Below are 18,071 nucleotides of genomic sequence, written 5' to 3' on the forward strand. Positions count from 1 at the left end.
TTAATTATATGTTTTTTATATAATAAGTTTTTTGGATAAGCCTATATTGATACAAAAACCCGCCTTTATTAAAGACGGGCTGTTTACAATAATTTATTAAAAAAATTACATTAATTCAATACCAGTGAAGAAGAATGCAACTTCTTCTGCTGCTGTTTCTGGTGCGTCTGAGCCATGAACTGCATTATTATCAATATTTTTACCGTATAATTTACGGAGAGTATCAGCTTCTGCTGCATCTGGATTAGTTGCTCCCATTAAAGCTCTCCAGCCTTTAATTGCATCTTCTTTTTCTAAACACATAACTATACATGGACCTGAGCTCATAAAATTAGTTAAGTCATTATAAAATGGACGCTCTCTGTGAACAAAATAAAACCTTTCAGCTATTGCTTTTGTCATGTGTATTTTTTTCATAGCTTTAATAGTAAAACCTTCTGCTTCTATTCTATCAATAATTTTACCTGCATTTTTTGCAGCTACTGCGTCTGGTTTAATAATTGCAAATGTTTTTTCAAGCATTTATTTCTCCTTGTTTTTATTTAAACTGTTTTTGTTATTCTGCTTTTACTATTTTTTTAATATTATTTCAAGGTATTTTAAAAATATCTGCAAAATTTAACCAATAATTACTGCAATAAAGTCCAGTTTACCATTTTTTGAAGCGATACCATGATATTCCCCTTTATTGCAAAGCATAACATCATTTACAGTAACTTCCACTTCTTTACCATTATCATTATATATGCCAGTTCCTTCCGTAATTATATATATTTCTAAATCATCTATATGCTGATGATAACCTATTGCAGAATTTTCATCTAATCTCATGTGATTAAAAGCCTTTACTGTGCCACTTAATCCTTTTAAAATTTCATAAGGAAAGTTATAAGATACGCCTTTTCCATTTCTTGGAGCAATAGTCTCCATTGGGTTAATAAGTTCAAATTTAGTAATCATATATATACCTCTTTATACTTTTATTAAAAATTTTATCCTTAAAATTTTTAAACCACGCATTAGCGGGCAAAGCCCTTAATGCTCACTAAAGAAGCCACTTCCTGTGGCTTAAAATGCTTTTATATGTCTATATACACTTCTATTAAAAATTTTATCCTTAAATTTTTAAACCACACATTAGCGGGCAAAGCCCTTAATGCTCACTAAAGAAGCCACTTCCTGTGGCTTAAAATCCTTTTATATGTCTATATACACTTCTATTAAAAATTTTATCCTTAAAATTTTTAAACCACGCATTAGCGGGCAAAGCCCTTAATGCTCACTAAAGAAGCCACTTCCTGTGGCTTAAAATGCTTTTATATGTCTATATACACTTCTATTAAAAATTTTATCCTTAAAATTTTTAAAACACGCATTAGCGGGCAAAAGCCCTTAATGCTTACTAAAGAAGCCACTTCCTGTGGCTTAAAATCCTTTTATATGCCTATATACACTTCTATTAAAAATTTTATCCTTAAATTTTTTAAAACATGCATTAGCGGGCAGTTTTAGTGCATTATATTTTTATGCAAGTTCACTTGTCTATAAATAATCTTTAAAACTCAATATCTTTTGCCTTATATTCCAGCACTCTTATATACTTATCTATATCTTTTTTAGGAATAGTATTTTTTTCAGGCACCATTATGACTTCTATTTTTTTATAATAATTCCACATATCTATCTCAATAATATCTCCAGATTTTAGCTGTAATGCAGGTTTAGAATCTCTGCCATTTACTTTTATAAACCCTTCATCAGCTGCTTCGTTTGCAACTGTTCTCCGCTTTATAAGCTGAGCTGTTTTTAAAAATTTATCAAGTCTCATTATTTTACCTTAAATCTGTCAGATGCTTTTAATACAATAATGGTTTCTTTATGCTTTTGCAGCCATTCTGTAACAGATTTTGCAAAAAGAGCTTCCCCTATGGCTTCCCTTATTTTGCTCTCTGTTTCATTATCCATTGTATATTTACTCATAAAATCATCAACATAGCACACTGCCCATAAATTATTGTATTTAAATGGCTCAGTTAAGCCGCCTTTTTGTGCTTTTTCCAGTGCTTTCTCCATTTCAATAGGCACATAGGTTACATCTACCCAGCCAATATTTCCACCATCTGCAGCACTTACATCAAGAGAGTTTTTAACTGCCTCATCACTAAAATCTGCACCCTGTTTTATATTCTTTATAATTTTATTTATTTCAGGCTTTGACTGAACAGTTATTAACTTTGTTTTATACTTATCTTTAAGACTGTATTCATCTCCCTTTTCATCTACCATATTATATATATCTTCTTCTGTAATAACTACCTGCGGCATAAATATCTGACTGCGTATTCTTGCTTGAATTATCTGTCCCTTAATCTGATAGCGGTATTGAGTTAAACTCAACCCTTCATCAGCTATCATTTTTTCAAACTGCTCTAAACTTACTTTATTATTTGCAGCAATCTCACTGACAGCCCTGTCAATCTCTGCATCTGTTACTTTTATGCCTTCCCTTTCTGCAGCTGTCTCCATAATAACTGCTTCTATAAGAAAATTAAGCACCTGAGATTTATACTGTTCAAGCTGTATGTTTCTTGTTTCTTCATCAGGTATAGAAAGAAGCTTTTTATATGTGGCTGGGTCAAGCCCCTCAATATCGTAAGAAGTTATTATTTTATTGCCGACATGGGCTTCTATCTTACCTATTACTTCCGCTTTTAACTGATAAGGAAGCATCATTAAGATTAATATCAGTAAGATATTTAATATCTGCATTTTTGTAAAGTTCATTAATTAATTCCTCTATTTTTTTATCCTGCTCTTTATTATAAAGAGAAAAATGTATTTGTGTTTTTACATCATCATAATCTATTTTTTTAGACCTGCTGTATTCTTTTACTAAAAATATATGATAACCATACTCACTTTTTACTATATCACTTATTTTGCCGGGCTTTAATTTAAAGGCTTCACCAAAGATTTCTGGATAATCTGTATCTATAATAAAACCTAAATCGCCACCGTCTTCTTTCTCTGGACCTTCAGAATAGCGAACTGCTACTTCATTAAAAGCAAGCCCTCTTGTTAACTCTGCCATTGCTTTTTCTGCCACTTGTTTATCAGTTGTAAAAATTTGAAAAATATGTGCTTTTTTAGACGGCTCTTTTTGGCTGTAATTATCTATATATTCCTTTTTTATTTCATCTTCTTTTATATCTATATTGCTGTTTATCATATCAGAAATAAGTGTTTCTACCATAAATTTTTCTCTTAATATTTCTGACAAGGCTTTCGCATCAGTATCATAAGAGCCTGAATATACTTTTAAATCCTGAGTGCCTGCCTCTGACAAAAAACTTTCTGTAACTGCACTTATCTTCTTTTCATCTACTTTAATATTACGACGCTGTGCTTCTTGAAGAAGTAAATTATGCTCTATAAAATTTTTAACAAGATAATTTTTTACTTCCTGATTTTTGAAATCACTTTCATTCATTTCTTTTAGCACAACACCTGCAAATTTGAAAAAATCATCCGTATATAATGTCTTACCATTTATAACTACATAAGCAGTTCTGTTATCTTTTTTGGCATCAATATTTTCTGCATTTTTTTCCTTTTCAAAAAAACTGCACCCTGTTGTAAAAAACAGTAATAATATTGCCAAAATACTAAACTTTTTCATATACTCTCCTTTTCTCTAATCTGCCCTTGAAAGTGTATATAAATCCTGAAAAAAATCTGCTGTTAATTTCAATGGTTCTTGTGTATCTGCCACCAGTGAAAGCTCATACTCTGAAATAAATCTATATAATATCTTCCTGTCCTGACTGCATTTTACAATTAATGCAGGATTTAATTTTGTTTCTTTTGCAAAAGTTACTTTTGACGCTCCAGATTTTGAAAGCATAAGTTTTTCTGCACCAAGCATACTTGCAAAATTTTTAATAAGCATAATTAAGGAAAGATTTAAAACTTCTTCAGGAAGCTCCCCATAACCTGCCTCTATTTCCTTTAAAAGCTCACCCATACTATTAATATCATAAATATCTGCAAACCGTCTATAAAAATCAAATCTTATTCGTGGATTTTCTATATAATCTGCTGGTATAAAATATGCAATATTAGAGTTTATCTCTGTATCTGCAATATTTGTATACTCCCCTTTCATTTCCTGCACTGCCTCTTCTATCATTGCAACATACAGCTCATAGCCCACTCTAACCACAAAACCTGACTGCTCCGCACCTAAAATATTGCCAGCACCTCTTAATTGTAAATCATACATAGCTATTTTAAATCCGCTGCCTAAATCAGATAACTGCTGAATAATAGAAAGTCTTTTTTGTGCTATACTGTTTAATCTTGCAAAATCATCCACTGCTAAATAACAATAACCACGCCTGCTGCTTCTGCCAACTCTACCCTTTAACTGATAAAGCTGAGAAAGTCCAAAACGGGCTGCATTATTTATTATAATAGTATTTACATTGGGAATATTAATGCCATTTTCAATAATCGTTGTTGCAACAAGCACATCTATTTCCCCACTGTAAAAAGATGAAAGGATTTTTTCCATTGTCTTTGCATCCATCTGCCCGTGGGCATAGTCAACTCTTGCAAGTGGCAGCTCTCGTTTTATCTCAATAGCAGCTTCCTCTATATCCTGCACTCTGTTATGCAGAAAAAAAACCTGTCCGCCTCTTTCAAGCTCTGTTTTTATGGCTTTTATCCTTTCAGATAGTCCTTTAATAACTTTAACTACAACAGGCAGCCTGTTTTCAGGTGGTGTTTCTATAATACTCATATCTCTTATGCCTGATAATGAAAGCTGCAGTGTTCTTGGTATTGGTGTAGCACTTAATGTTAATGTATCTACATTTCTTTTAATTGATGCAATTTTTTCCTTATGGCTTACTCCAAACCGCTGCTCTTCATCTATTATTAAAAGCCCCAAATCTTTAAATGATAAATCTTTTGATAAAATCTTGTGAGTGCCTATTAATATATCAACTGCACCGTCTGAAATTTTATTAAAAATCTCTTTTGTATGCCTGTCTGTTCTAAACCGCGATACAAACTCAATATTTACAGGCAGCCCTTTAAATCTTTCTATAAATGTTTCGTAATGCTGCCTTGCAAGTATAGTAGTAGGCACAAGCACGGCAACCTGTTTGCTGCATGCAATAGCTTTACATGCTGCACGCATTGCAACTTCTGTTTTTCCAAACCCAACATCACCGCATACAAGCCTTTCCATTGGTGTTTCGCTTTCCATATCATTATAAACATCATATATAGCAGAAAGCTGGTCTTCTGTTTCTGTATATTCAAAATTTCTCTCAAATATTTCTATTAAAGAGCCGTCATCAATAAAAGCATAACCTTTCCTTGCCTTTCTTTCTGCATACAAACGGAGCAAATCTTCTGCAATATGTTTTGCACTTTCCTTTGCATGCTTTTTCAGCTTCTGCCATGCAGAACTTTTTAAACTGTTTAGTTTTGGCTGCTGGTTCTGCATACCTATATATTTCTGCAGCTGACCTATTGAATGAAGTGGAACATAAAGCAGGTCATCCCCTTCATACATAATTGATAAAAAATCACCTTCACTGCCTGCAATAGCTATATGTTTTATACCCTGATATATGCCTATACCATGGTTTACATGAACAACATAGTCGCCTTCTTCCAAATCTGAAAGTTTAGTGTTAAATGCGTCTTTCTTCTTAGGCTTTGGCTTTCTTTTTGTAAAGCCAAATATATCCATATCAGAAATAACTGCATAACCACTATCTTTATCAATAAAGCCGCCAGAAATATGCTTTCTATATAAAGAAATAGATGCTTTTTCTATTTCTGAAAGTTTTTTTATTTCTTTTGGGAAAATATCATAATCTCTAAGAAAATCTTTAAATATGCCTGCAAACTTTTCACTTTCTACAGAAAATACTATTTTCATATTTTCTTTTAAAAGTGCAAGCAAAGTTTCAGCAGCATTTGTCATGGACTGGTATAAGTTTTTTTTCTCAAATGAGAAGCGTGTCTTTGAACTTGCAAAAGTTAACGGCACACTTTCAACACTGTCTGTTATCTCTGATATTATATAAATATCATTTCTTCTTAATTTTTCTACTGCTTCTTTTGCTGTAATAAAACTTTCTTTCTGGATAGCATTCTGCACAGATGACTCTATTATGTCATAATATCCATATATGCTGTTCTGTATATTACTCATAAAACATACAGTGTCATATTTGTCTAAATATTCAAAAATATCTGACTGCTCTTTATTAATATATGGCACAAGCCAGTGGAAGCCTGCAAATTTGCCAAAACTTTCCGCCTTTTCTTTTAACTCTCCATCTTTTAGTTGTGCTTTGAATTCTTCTGTTGTAATAAGTAAATCTGATACTGGCAGTATTTTTATACCTGTTATTTCTTTTTTCCTTGTCTGACTGTCTTTATTATATATAAAAATACTTTCTATCTCATCATCAAAATACTCTATGCGGACAGGGTCAATATATCCTGCCGCAAAAATATCTGCTATACCGCCGCGGAATGTATATTCACCCGCATCTGTTACAAATTCAACATGGATATACCCAAGTTTATCAAGCTCCCTTTCAAGCTTCTGCATGGGATATTCCTTATTTTTTTCTAATGTAATTATGCTTTCTAAAAATTCATTTTTAAAAGGTATTTTTTTAAGCATAGAATATGGAGATAAAAGCAGAATATAATCTTTTTCATTAATTATATTATAAAGAGTTCTGCTTCTTGCTGCCATTATGGAAGTAAGTGGTCTTGCTTCTTCAAAAGGGTTTTGTGTATAAGATGGATAGTCTAATATTTTTAAATCAGAGAACAGCTCTAATTCATTTTTAACACTTTCCATTACAGACTTATTTTCAGGCAGAAAAATAACTAAGGGAACACCTTTCTTCTTTTTACAACATGCGTAAAAAGATGCTGATGCTCCCCATGCATTATGATATTCAAAATAGTTAGACATTCCTAACCTGAAAACCTGCCAAACATTATTTCATCTATAAGACCGCATATAATATGGGCACTCATAATATGTATTTCCTGTATTCTTGCTGTTGACTGGTGGTCTACTATAAGAATTTTATCACAAAGACCCGGCATTTTACCGCCATCTTTGCCTGCAAACCCTATCGTTTTTGCTTCGCATTTGATGGCTCTTTTTAAGCCTCTGATTACATTTTCAGAATTACCGCTTGTAGATATTCCCCATACCACATCCCCTGAGTTTGCAAGGGCTGATACCTGTTTTTCAAATACTTCATCAAAGGAATAATCATTGCCAACTGCTGTTAAAAGAGAAGTATCCGTAGTAAGTGCAACAGCTGCAAGCGGCGGTCTTTCCATTACAAAACGGCTTGCAAATTCTGCTGCAATATGCTGTGCGTCTGCTGCTGAGCCACCATTGCCAAAAATAAGCAGTTTATTTCCATTTTCAAAACACTCTGCTATTGTTTTTGCTATCTCTTCTATGATGCCTGCATGGTCTAATGCAAACTCTTTATGTGCTTTTATTGCCTCATCAAACATATCTTCAATATATTTTTTCATAATATCTCCTTAGATACATTATAAAATAATAGATATTTTATAAAATAGCAAGGATTTATATATTATAATGTAAAGATACTTTAACTTATCCAAAAATTTTATATTTCAGTTGTTTTGAGCCTGATTTTAAAGACGAAAAATTTATAATTATTATATATTGCAAAAGTGCATAGTATATTTAAATATCTTGTTTTTTAGATACTTCGCCTTTAGCTCAGTATAACATAACTATAATAAGCTGTATTTTTAGGCAGGTTCAATGGAATAAAATATACAGCTGTCTTACTGTCGCAAATCTCACAAAGTAATATTTTGATAAATATTAATATTTCAAACTAATAGTAAAATATATTTTTCCAACTATATCAGGCTGTAAATATTATTTCTCTATATTACATGCTCCGCCAGCACAGCATGAACCAGCTGGGCAGCATGACGGAGCAGCTGCTTTTTTATCTGTATTATAAAAACCGCTGCCTGTTAAATGGTATGATGTAACAGAAACTTTTCTCTCTGCCTGTCTGCCGCAGTAAACACATTCTATAGCTCTTTCGTCATTATTAATACTTTGCATTTTTTCAAAATCTTTACCGCATGTTGTGCAGTGATATTCATATATTGGCATAAGTTACCTCACTGATTATTTATTAAAAAATTAATTTATTACTTTATAAAATTATTGCAATAGTTTTTATTCTGTTGCCCCTGCTAAATCTTCACAAACAATATAAACTGGATGCCCAATATATGTAATAGAACCAACACCATAGCCAATATTGCCGTCAACTGCTCCAAGATTTGCAGCACCCTGATAGTGAGTGTTGACTAAAAATTTACTGCCTATAATGGCATTATAGCCTTCTTTTTCTGCTATACTTTTAGCTTCATCTATTAAATCACCTTGATATTTATGCATTACTTTACTGAAATTTCTGTCATTATTAAATTCTTCTCTTTCTGGTGCACGAAATTCTGTAGTGGAGCGTATAACAGATGGTCTTATTTTAATTATTTCACAGCCTGTTACAGGGTATGTTTCTATAAAAAATATACCTAAAAATTCTTTACTTTTATTGTTTGATGCTGCCTCTTTCTGCTCATGCCTGCTGTTTTGTGCCTGTGCATATATGCTGAGTGGCAGCAAACATACAAATAATAATGCTGTAAATACTTTAACCATTTGGATACCCCTTTTTTTAAATTCCTTTATTTAATGTGCTTTCTCTTATTTCTTTTAATATTTTCCAACTGCCTTCTTCTAACACAAAATATGATTTTGAATAGCAGTATACAAGTTTATTTTCTTTTAAATCTCTAATTTTTTCTAAAAACAAAATTTCTGCACTTTCATTATTATATAAAACTTTATAAATTTCAATAGATTCAGGTATAAACATTTCAACCAGATTATTAAAATATTCTCCATATTTATCACTGCTTTCAAAATAACTGCGGAACTCACTATTATGACTGTATATATTGAATATTTTTTCATAATCTTTATTTTTAAAATATTCCAGTCTGTTTTGCAATATATTTTCTGCCTTAATCATTAAAGCCCTCAATACCCTCTTTAAAAAAATAATAGCCTATTTTATTGAGCATATCATCAAATGATGCCCGCTTAAATGCACTGATATATACTGCATCGCTGTATTCTTTTCTTATTTCATCTAATTTTTCATCAATTAATTTATCTATTTTATTAAACACAATTATTCTTTCTTTTTCCTGCAAATCCATTTCTTCCAGCACTTTTTCCACTGATTTTATATGTTTTTTAAAGTGCTTGTCGCTGATATCCACCACATGCAGAAACATATCAGCATTATGCAGCTCTTCTAATGTTGACTTAAATGCACCAGCTAAGTTGGCAGGCAAATCCCTTATAAATCCAACTGTATCAGTTACTATAACATCTCTTTCTTTTGGAAACCTTATTCTTTTGCTGGAAGTGTCAAGAGTTGCAAAAAGCAGATTATCTGCATAAACATCTGATTTAGTAAGGCTGTTTAGCAATGTGGATTTTCCTGCATTAGTGTAGCCTATAATAGATACAACAGGTATAGAATTTTTTTCTCTTCTTGCTCTTTGTATGTCCCGTGCCTGCTCTGCCTTTTTAAGTTTGTCGTTTAAAAAAGCAATCCTGTCATTTATCCGCCGTTTATCTATTTCAAGTTTTGTTTCTCCAGGACCTCTGCCGCCAATACCACCTGTTAACCTTGATAAAGAATCATCTTTTGCACCAAGACGCGGAAGAATATATTTAAGCTGTGCAAGTTCCACTCGTATTTTACCTTCATTACTTTTTGCACGCCTTGCAAAAATATCAAGTATAAGCTGAGTTCTATCTAATATTTTTAGTTCAGTAAATTCTGAAACTGCTCTTGACTGAGATGGCGATAAACTGTTATCAAAAATAATATATTCTGCACCTGTCATTAGTGCTTTAATAACTGCTTCTCTAAGTTTTCCCGGTCCTGCCACATATTTTGGATGGATTTCTTTTTTTACCTGCGGAACCCGTGCTATTATATTTACACCTGCACTTCTTACAAGCTCTTCAAGCTCATCTAAATTTATATCACACTCTTCTTTGCTTTTAAACACACCTGTTAAGACTGCATACTCTCCATCTTTAGATATATGCATCTGTTTAGTTTTACGCTGTATTTCATCATCTAATGCTTCAATAAAAAGCGGATAATCTGTTTTTTGATTATATGGGTCGCTGTCTTCTAAATATCCAAACTCACTCTGTGATGCATCATTTTCTGGCGGCAAAATATATGCAGTATCTAAAAACAATGGATAGCCTTTATTATTCATAGTGCATGCAGTAACACTGTCTAGCCTTAAAAGTGCTAAATCTGCCATATCGTCATGGTCTAATTTGTCACCTTTTGGGTGAGTATGGATTAATCTCAGCCCTCTAAGCCTGCCAGAAACTAATTTAAACCTTGAAAGAACAGGAATCATTATGCTGTCATAACTTCCTGCTAACACATATTCAATGCCGCCTGCTCTGTTTATTAAAAGCCCTAACTGCCTGCCTGTTTCATAAGAATAAGTACATAACTGCTTTAAAAGGTCAATGGAAATAATATCTGTGCCTTGACTTTTTTTATTTTCAAGCTTTTCTATCTGTTTTATTATTTTTTGGGAAATTCCCTCTAAACTGCCGTATAAAATTTTAATATCCTTTTATTTTTTCATATATATACAGGTTTCATATAATTTTTTCAAGGATAATTATTATAATATTCGCCATTTTTTATATCTATTTAATATATAAATATAAAATGTCTTTTCAAGAAAATATATACATATATTATTTATTTTATTGAAAAAATACACTGTGTCATTTTATTTGCTTTGCAATAGAACTGCTTATGAGTTCTCTTTTCAAGATATTTTGCAGGCTGTTTGTTTTAACAATGTTAAGTATAAAAATTGCGGGCTTAAAATGCCCGCATAATTTGATACTTATTAATTGGTATTGATAGAGATGTTTATAATATTTTTATATAATGTCTTCTAATAAAGTATTTATATTATCGTTTTTGCTTAACAGAGATAAATATTTACTTTTTAAATCAAGCTCAATATTTATTGTTATATTTGTGTATGTATTTATTTCATCTTTATTTTTCTCACTGAATAATGATTCTAAAAAATCATCTCTGCCATTTAAATTACTGTGTAATTCTTTATGTATTCCTGCCCCCGCTTCTACTCCTATGGCTAATGTATAATCATTGGCTAATATATCAAGTGATAAATTATTATCCATTGCATATAAATATGCTTTCTCTATATTTTTAGCTGTGCCATATTGGGTTAACAATTTATCATATTCTTCATGAGTATAGAATAAGCTTTGCATATATGGTATATCTCCTTCTGGATTATAAAAACATTCACTATATTCATTTATAAAATCCATATCAAATCTGTAACCATTTATTGTGCCTTTTTCCAAATCCATATTACTGGTATCTATTTTTATATAATCACTTAACCCTAATTCTTTAATTAATTTTGCATCTCGTTCAAAATTAGAATAAAATGGTATTATTGCATATGGTCTTTGTTGTGATGGAATATCTCCTTCTTTTAGCTCACTTCTTGACATTCCTTTTGCAAAAGTTAACTTGACTTCTTCAGCCAGTTGAATAAATTCTTTTTTGATAGTATTTAACCCACTCCACTTATTTACACTAGCTGCTTTTATATCATCTATATCTTTTGTAAACTGTTCTATTCCCTTTATTCCCGCTACCTGTAACACTGGGGCTGAAAAAATATCATATTCTCTTAACAGTTGTTTTTCTTCTTCACTTAATTCTGATATAAATTTTTCTACATATTTTTTAAATATTTCTTCACTCTTATTATATGCAAGCTGAATTTCTGATGGATATTCTGAATTAACTTGTGTTCCAAGTTCTAATGACATAAATATTTTATAGTCTGGATAAATTTTTATAAATTCTTCTTTTGTAAGTCACTTGTCACTATCTTTAGGTAATATCATTATTTCTCCATTTTCATCTACTTTTCTATCTTGAAACATTGCAGAAGCATCATATCCTAGTCTATTAAACTCTCTTGGTATATAATCTATATAAATACTAATTCCAATATTTGCTGTTTCTTGACTTACAGAAGGTAGTTTTTTATTAAAGTATCTAAAAGTTGCCCAATATTAAGTGCAGTTTCATTTCCTAATATATTATATATATCATCTTCTGTAATATCATTTTTATATGCATATAAATCCATTTCTCTTCTTCTTTCAATAGGATTATCATATACATCAATTGAATTATAATATGTATCCATAATACTGTATATATATTCTTTAGCTTGTTGTTCTTTAGCATATTTATTGTAGTAATTATAACTAAATGCTGTATATGGTTTATCTTTTAAAAATTCTGATATTTCTTCATCGCTGTAATCTGATTTATTGACTGTTTCTACTTGTATAGTTTCTTTTGATGTAATATCTACTTTATCCATTTCTGTTTGGTATTTGGCAGATATATCTGCAAATGGCAATGTATTATTTTTATAATTACTTTGCAATATCTGTGTATTAGTGTAATTATTATTTATCTGTATAACAATCTCCTTAATAAAAAGTGGAATATTTTCCTAGTATATAGTGACTATATCTTAATTCTAGCAAATTCACTGCCAAATGTTATTATTTAAGTGTTATTTCAGCTAATAGATATTGACACATTTATACTCTTTTATTATAACTTCACTATGAATGAATACAGCTATATTGAAATATATAAAGATAAAAATATATTAGCAGTGCAGAAAAATCACGGCATATATGTTATACCAGACAGGAAGAATACTGTTACACCGTTAATAGATATTTTAAGGCATGATTATGGTGAAGTATATGTTACTCACCGTCTTGATGCAGGCACCGGCGGTTTAATGATATTTGCAAGAAATAAAACTGCTCACAGGCATATATCATTGCAGTTTGAAAAATCTTCTGTTACAAAGTATTATATAGCTGTTACTGAAAATAAAATAGTTCCCCAATCTTTAATGCTTCCAATTGCTAAATCAAACCATGGAAAATACTCTATTAATTTTAAAAGCGGTAAAAAGGCAGTTACTTCTTTTTATAATCTTTCATCAAATGATAAAGGTGCATTGATACTTGCCAGTCCTAAAACTGGCAGAACTCACCAGATAAGAGTGCATATTAAAGCATTAAAAGCTCCACTTTATCAAGATTTTCTTTATAATAAAAAAGTAGATGATAAAAGGCTTACTTTACAGTGCTTTTATATGGGCTTTTTAAATCCAGCAAACGAAAAATATATCAGCTTTACATCAAATATCACAAATTTTATGCTTCAATATATTAATATGCTTGAATTATCAGAAAAAAGTGTGTATCAATATAACTATGAAAGCAAATAATCAATTTAAAAATATACTTGTATTTAACCCTGCTTTTTTAGGGGATACTATAATTACTACACCATTAATTAGAGCACTGCATGTGCTTTATCCTAAAGCAAAAATATCTTTCTGCATTCGCCCAGAACATGCTGACCTTTTTTATAATATTCCATTTATTAATGAAGTTATTATTTTTGATAAGCGTAATACGCATAAAGGGTTTGGCGGACTTTTAAAATTTGTAAAGATTATTTCAAACTATCAGTTTGATTTAATTATTGATTTACACTTGTCACTTCGCTCCTCTACTTTATTTTCTATGGTAAAAAATACATACATTGTTGGTTTTTCTTCTGCTGTTATGAGCTATCTTTTTAATAAACGGGTTGAGAAAAAGCAGGAACTTTGCGAAGTAGAAAGAAATCTTATGATATTAAGTGCATTATGTGATGATTTCTCTTTAGAAGATGCTAAAAAAATTGGCGGACCACTTACTGCTTATATTGATAAGCATTTAAAAGAAAATGCACTTTCTTATTTTGCCGTTTCTGCACCTGATAGAAAAGTTATTGGTATTGCTCCGGGCAGTGTATGGTCAACTAAAAGATACCCTGTAGAATATTTTGTTAATGTGGCAGAAGATTTATATAATAAAGGTTATGCTGTAGCATTATTTGGCGGAAAAGATGATAAAGAAAGCCTTGATGAATTTGCTTCACTTTTCAAATATCCTTACTTTGATTTTGCATATAAAACATCTTTAAAAGAGCTTCCTGCTATTCTTTCAGCAGTTGATTTGCTTTTATCTAATGACAGTGGAGCAATGCATATAGCTATTGCAGCAGGTACACCAGCAGTTGCAGTATTTGGACCTACTGTTAAATCACTTGGTTTTTTTCCATATGATGAAAAAAGTATTGTAGTTGAAAATAATGATATTAACTGCAGACCATGTGGAAAACATGGTGGCAATACATGCCCAAAAGGTCATTTTAAATGTATGAAAGATATTGAGCCTGAAAGAGTTTTAATCGCTGCTCTTTCTATTTTACAGCAGGGTTAATGTATGAAAGAAATTTTAATTGTAAGGTTTTCTTCCCTTGGCGATATTGTTCTGCTGACAGGTGTTTTAAAATATGTAAAAGAAAACATTGCAGAAGATATTGCAATAGATTTGCTTACATATTTCCACTTTGCAGGTGTATTGCAGGATTATCCATATATTAGGAATATATATACTATCAAAAAAGGGGCTTCTTTAATTGATTTAAATGAAACAGTATCTACTATGCCTAATTATGATGCAGTTTTTGATTTGCATAATAATATTCGCTCTGCTTTTGTAAGGTTTATTTCTTCCTGCAAAAGCTATGTATATGATAAAAATTCTCTTGGAAGAAGACTTTATGTAAAAAAAAGATTGTGCCGCTCTAAACTACAGGAACATACTGTTATAAAATATTTTAAGCCATTTATGAAAGCTTTTAAACTGGATATGCCTGATATTGAACTGCTGAGACCTTATCTGCCTTTTCCTAATATTGAAAAAAATAATTCATTAAAAAATGCAGTTATCCACCCTTTTGCTTCAAAAGCTACAAAAGAATGGCCTTTTTTTGCTGAACTTGGATGTATGCTTTCTGATGATGGTTTAAATGTTATATATATTGGCAATGGTGAGATGAATATACCAGCCTGTGCAGATGATAAAACTGGTAAAGTTTCTCTTTCTGCCTTAATAGAGTTTATTGCTCAGGCTGATGTATTTATTACAACAGATTCAGGGCCATTGCATATAGCTACAGCTTTAAATATCCCTACAATTGCAATATTTGGACCTACTACAAAAGAACTTGGATTTTATCCACCATTTAAAAATACAAAAGTTATAGAATATGTTGGCTTAAAATGCAGACCATGCCATATTCATGGCAGCAGCTGCTGTTATAAAAAACATTTTAAGTGTATGCTTGATATTGGTGTAGAAGAAGTGCGGTATCATGTTAATAATATACTTAGTAATAATCCAAAAATGCAGGATTAAGTTATGAAATATATATTAACCTTAATTTTAATTATTTTTGCCACAGATGTTTTTGCTCAGAATGTTTTTAATCCTGTTGTTATTGATGACTATAAAGCCTTAGACACACAAAGTGCCATAGAATATCTGCAAAGAAATTTAAATCCAAAATTTCCTAAAGATACGCAGATTAATATTGATGATATAGTCCTTTCTGGCGAACATTTTAAAATGATTTCATTTTATTATTCAGAGTATGATGGAACAACTAGGGGAACAAGCCAGTATTTTATTTCTTTTTGGAAAGATAATAAAGAATATTTTACATGCACAGGCTCTAATTTGTTAAACATATATAATCCTGTTATTACAGTATCTAATAATATTATAAATATAAAAGCATATAAAGTATATAAGCCATTATCTATCTATTATTATTCTTTTATATATAAAAGACCAAACATCTTTTTTCATTCTGTTATGGAAATATCCACTGATGGAGATAATAATACTGAAATAAAATACCACTATTCAAGCAGTGATTCACCTGTGAATATTAACTCAATATATGCTGATAAATTAATTAAAAAATAAATATTTTATCAGGCTAGTCTCTATAATGAGCTATATGGATTTGACTAACTTGTTTTGGTAAGTTCACAGTTAAAGCAAAATAGGTCATACTGAGCCTGAAAGGCGAAGTATCTAGATTATGAAAAATATAATAAATATAAGATATTATTAACTATTATTATAACTAGCAGTAAGATAGTTATAGCAAAGTATAAGTATATATTTAGTATCTAAAAAATAGACAGTTTAAATATGTTATGCACTCTTATAATATATATAATTTAGATTTTTCGCCTGTAAAATCAGGCTTAAAATGACATATATAATAAAATTTTTGGATAAACCCATTATTTTACATTTTTCTTAATAGTTAATACTCTGCCTGCATAAATATTAGATGATTTTAGTTTATTTATACTTTTTATACTTGCAACTGATGTATTAAATTTTTTAGCAATGCTCCATAAAGAATCACCATTTTTTACTCTGTATTTTACATTTGCAACCTGACGGGATGATTTTTTTGCAGTATAGCTTACATTAGTATAGCCATCTCTTGTTACCATAATATACTGACCTGGATATATTCTACTTGGTTTTATATTTGGATTTAGTTTCTGCAAGTCTTTCATGCGCATATTGTGATTATGAGCTATGCCTATAAATGTATCGCCTTTTTTAACTTTATAATATTTTGGGTCTATTTTTTCAAGAACTTGTGCAAACATACTATCTATTTTTATGTTACTATATTCTTTTACAGGAATAAATATTTTCCTTGAAGTTAAAAGACTTTCTCTTTTTATACCATTTACCCTTGATATATCTTCTTTTGACACATCAAACTTCTGTGCAATTTCTGCAACACTTTCCCCACGCTTTCCTTCATATATTTTATATCTTGCTCTCTCTATTGCACTTGCTCTGGCAAGTATTTTTTTTGCTTCATTATCTCTTAAATAAGGCACTCTTATTTTATAAGCATGGGGTGGAGTGATAGGCAGTTTTAATGCAGGGTTTAAATCACGCATTAATTCATAGCTTACACCAAGCTCATCTGCAAGCCAGTATATGTTAGTTGATGCAGGTGCTTCTATTGTAGAAAAAAGAAGTGGCATATCAGCAGGCATTGTAAAACCATATTTTAAATAGTTTTTATAAACAATAAGCTGTGCCAAATATTTAGGGACATAATCTCTTGTTTCAAGTTTTAAAGTGTTTCGGCTTGATATTGCAAAAAAGTCATTTGTATCATGTTTCTGTATTGCTCTTGCCATTCTTCCCGGACCTGCATTATAAGCAGCAAGGGCAAGATACCAGTCGCCAAATCTTTCATAAAGTGATTTTAAATATTTTGCAGCTGCTCTTGTTGCTTTTTCAAAATCTCTCCTTTCATCTATCCAAAAATTCTGTTCCATACCATACATTTTGCCTGTGCCCTGCATAAACTGCCACATACCAGTTGCACCTGCATGGCTGACAGCATGAGTGTTATATCCGCTTTCTGTAAATGCAAGCACTACTAAATCACTTGGCAGTCCTTCCTGCAAAAATATATCTTTTACAAGATACATATACTTATTAGAACGGTTAAGCCAGCTTTGAGTAGTCAGCGGCACTCTCTCTGTATAGTATTTTATATAAGCATTTACTCTGCCAGTCATTGCCATTGGAACATTAAATTCTTTAAACTCTTCATAATATGGGGAGTTTTCTTCTACATCATCTGATGAATATGATGAATATATACTTAAATCAGGCAGTGGAAGTGTGCTGTCATCTATAGCTGTAAATATTTCATAATAATCAGACTCTTCCTTTACAATATTCCCTGCTTCTCTTATTGTCTCTTTTAACTGCTGATTTGCTGTGCCTGCACAGCTTGTCAGTATAAATGCTCCTGCAAGTATGATACTTAATTTAATTTTCTTCATTCAGT

At 31.0% G+C, this 18,071-nt stretch carries 18 protein-coding genes; 4 read left to right on the forward strand and 14 right to left on the reverse strand.

The annotated features are described in order from the left end of the window. Positions 1–105 precede the first annotated feature (105 nt). The 13 genes from ndk to N508_RS06570 all read right to left on the reverse strand — a co-directional run bounded on the left by ndk (position 106) and on the right by N508_RS06570 (position 12,660). Positions 106–522 (reverse strand): nucleoside-diphosphate kinase, encoded by a 417-nt coding sequence (ndk, locus tag N508_RS06510; protein WP_023275596.1) that lies wholly within the window; start codon positions 520–522, stop codon positions 106–108. 96 nt (positions 523–618) lie between these two features. Beyond that, positions 619–960, reverse strand: a complete 342-nt coding sequence (locus N508_RS06515) for a cupin domain-containing protein (protein WP_023275597.1) — start codon at positions 958–960, stop codon at positions 619–621. Between the two features lie 595 nt (positions 961–1,555). Beyond that, positions 1,556–1,828, reverse strand: a complete 273-nt coding sequence (locus N508_RS06520; RefSeq protein WP_023275598.1) for an RNA-binding S4 domain-containing protein — start codon at positions 1,826–1,828, stop codon at positions 1,556–1,558. After that, positions 1,828–2,784 carry a SurA N-terminal domain-containing protein gene (locus tag N508_RS06525; RefSeq protein ID WP_040636534.1) on the reverse strand — a complete coding sequence of 319 codons (957 nt, stop codon included), beginning with the start codon at positions 2,782–2,784 and terminating at the stop codon, positions 1,828–1,830. Before N508_RS06525 ends, N508_RS06520 begins: the two co-directional genes overlap by 1 nt. Beyond that, the gene (locus N508_RS06530) at positions 2,693–3,679 is read right to left on the reverse strand and encodes a peptidylprolyl isomerase (protein WP_023275600.1); all 987 of its coding nucleotides are present in this window, start codon (positions 3,677–3,679) and stop codon (positions 2,693–2,695) included. Before N508_RS06530 ends, N508_RS06525 begins: the two co-directional genes overlap by 92 nt. Positions 3,680–3,694: 15 nt before the next feature. Beyond that, entirely contained in the window at positions 3,695–7,012 is a 3,318-nt protein-coding gene (gene mfd / locus N508_RS06535) for a transcription-repair coupling factor (protein ID WP_023275601.1), read from the reverse strand. 2 nt (positions 7,013–7,014) lie between these two features. Next, complete coding sequence (locus N508_RS06540) at positions 7,015–7,596, reverse strand: D-sedoheptulose-7-phosphate isomerase (protein ID WP_023275602.1); 582 nt, start codon at positions 7,594–7,596, stop codon at positions 7,015–7,017. A 379-nt stretch (positions 7,597–7,975) separates the two neighbouring features. Continuing rightward, complete coding sequence (locus N508_RS06545) at positions 7,976–8,221, reverse strand: FmdB family zinc ribbon protein (RefSeq protein ID WP_023275603.1); 246 nt, start codon at positions 8,219–8,221, stop codon at positions 7,976–7,978. A gap of 66 nt (positions 8,222–8,287) precedes the next feature. Continuing rightward, positions 8,288–8,776 (reverse strand): hypothetical protein, encoded by a 489-nt coding sequence (locus N508_RS06550; RefSeq protein WP_023275604.1) that lies wholly within the window; start codon positions 8,774–8,776, stop codon positions 8,288–8,290. A gap of 16 nt (positions 8,777–8,792) precedes the next feature. Then, positions 8,793–9,149 (reverse strand): hypothetical protein, encoded by a 357-nt coding sequence (locus tag N508_RS06555; RefSeq protein WP_023275605.1) that lies wholly within the window; start codon positions 9,147–9,149, stop codon positions 8,793–8,795. After that, positions 9,142–10,602 carry a GTPase HflX gene (hflX, locus tag N508_RS06560; protein ID WP_023275606.1) on the reverse strand — a complete coding sequence of 487 codons (1,461 nt, stop codon included), beginning with the start codon at positions 10,600–10,602 and terminating at the stop codon, positions 9,142–9,144. Before hflX ends, N508_RS06555 begins: the two co-directional genes overlap by 8 nt. A 517-nt stretch (positions 10,603–11,119) precedes the next feature. Beyond that, complete coding sequence (locus N508_RS06565; protein WP_023275607.1) at positions 11,120–12,055, reverse strand: hypothetical protein; 936 nt, start codon at positions 12,053–12,055, stop codon at positions 11,120–11,122. 203 nt (positions 12,056–12,258) lie between these two features. Next, a complete protein-coding gene (locus N508_RS06570) occupies positions 12,259–12,660 on the reverse strand; it encodes a hypothetical protein (protein ID WP_251930593.1) in 402 nt (133 codons plus the stop codon). Positions 12,661–12,873: 213 nt separating this feature from the next. Here N508_RS06570 and N508_RS06575 point away from each other — a divergent pair, with 213 nt between their 5' ends. The 4 genes from N508_RS06575 to N508_RS06590 are packed head-to-tail and all read left to right on the forward strand — an operon-like array spanning position 12,874 to position 16,153. Next, positions 12,874–13,554, forward strand: coding sequence for an RluA family pseudouridine synthase (locus tag N508_RS06575; protein ID WP_023275609.1), 681 nt, complete (start codon positions 12,874–12,876; stop codon positions 13,552–13,554). After that, positions 13,541–14,599, forward strand: a complete 1,059-nt coding sequence (gene waaF / locus N508_RS06580) for a lipopolysaccharide heptosyltransferase II (RefSeq protein WP_023275610.1) — start codon at positions 13,541–13,543, stop codon at positions 14,597–14,599. The genes N508_RS06575 and waaF overlap by 14 nt, the downstream gene beginning before the upstream one ends. Before the next feature lie 3 nt (positions 14,600–14,602). Continuing rightward, entirely contained in the window at positions 14,603–15,580 is a 978-nt protein-coding gene (locus N508_RS06585; protein WP_023275611.1) for a glycosyltransferase family 9 protein, read from the forward strand. A gap of 3 nt (positions 15,581–15,583) precedes the next feature. After that, complete coding sequence (locus N508_RS06590) at positions 15,584–16,153, forward strand: hypothetical protein (RefSeq protein ID WP_023275612.1); 570 nt, start codon at positions 15,584–15,586, stop codon at positions 16,151–16,153. Positions 16,154–16,479: 326 nt separating this feature from the next. Here the strand turns inward: N508_RS06590 and N508_RS06595 are convergent, their stop codons facing one another. Continuing rightward, a complete protein-coding gene (locus N508_RS06595) occupies positions 16,480–18,066 on the reverse strand; it encodes a lytic transglycosylase domain-containing protein (protein WP_023275613.1) in 1,587 nt (528 codons plus the stop codon). Positions 18,067–18,071: the final 5 nt, after the last annotated feature.

The sequence above is a fragment of the Mucispirillum schaedleri ASF457 genome (assembly GCF_000487995.2).
GTDB classification, from domain to species: Bacteria; Chrysiogenota; Deferribacteres; order Deferribacterales; family Mucispirillaceae; genus Mucispirillum; species Mucispirillum schaedleri.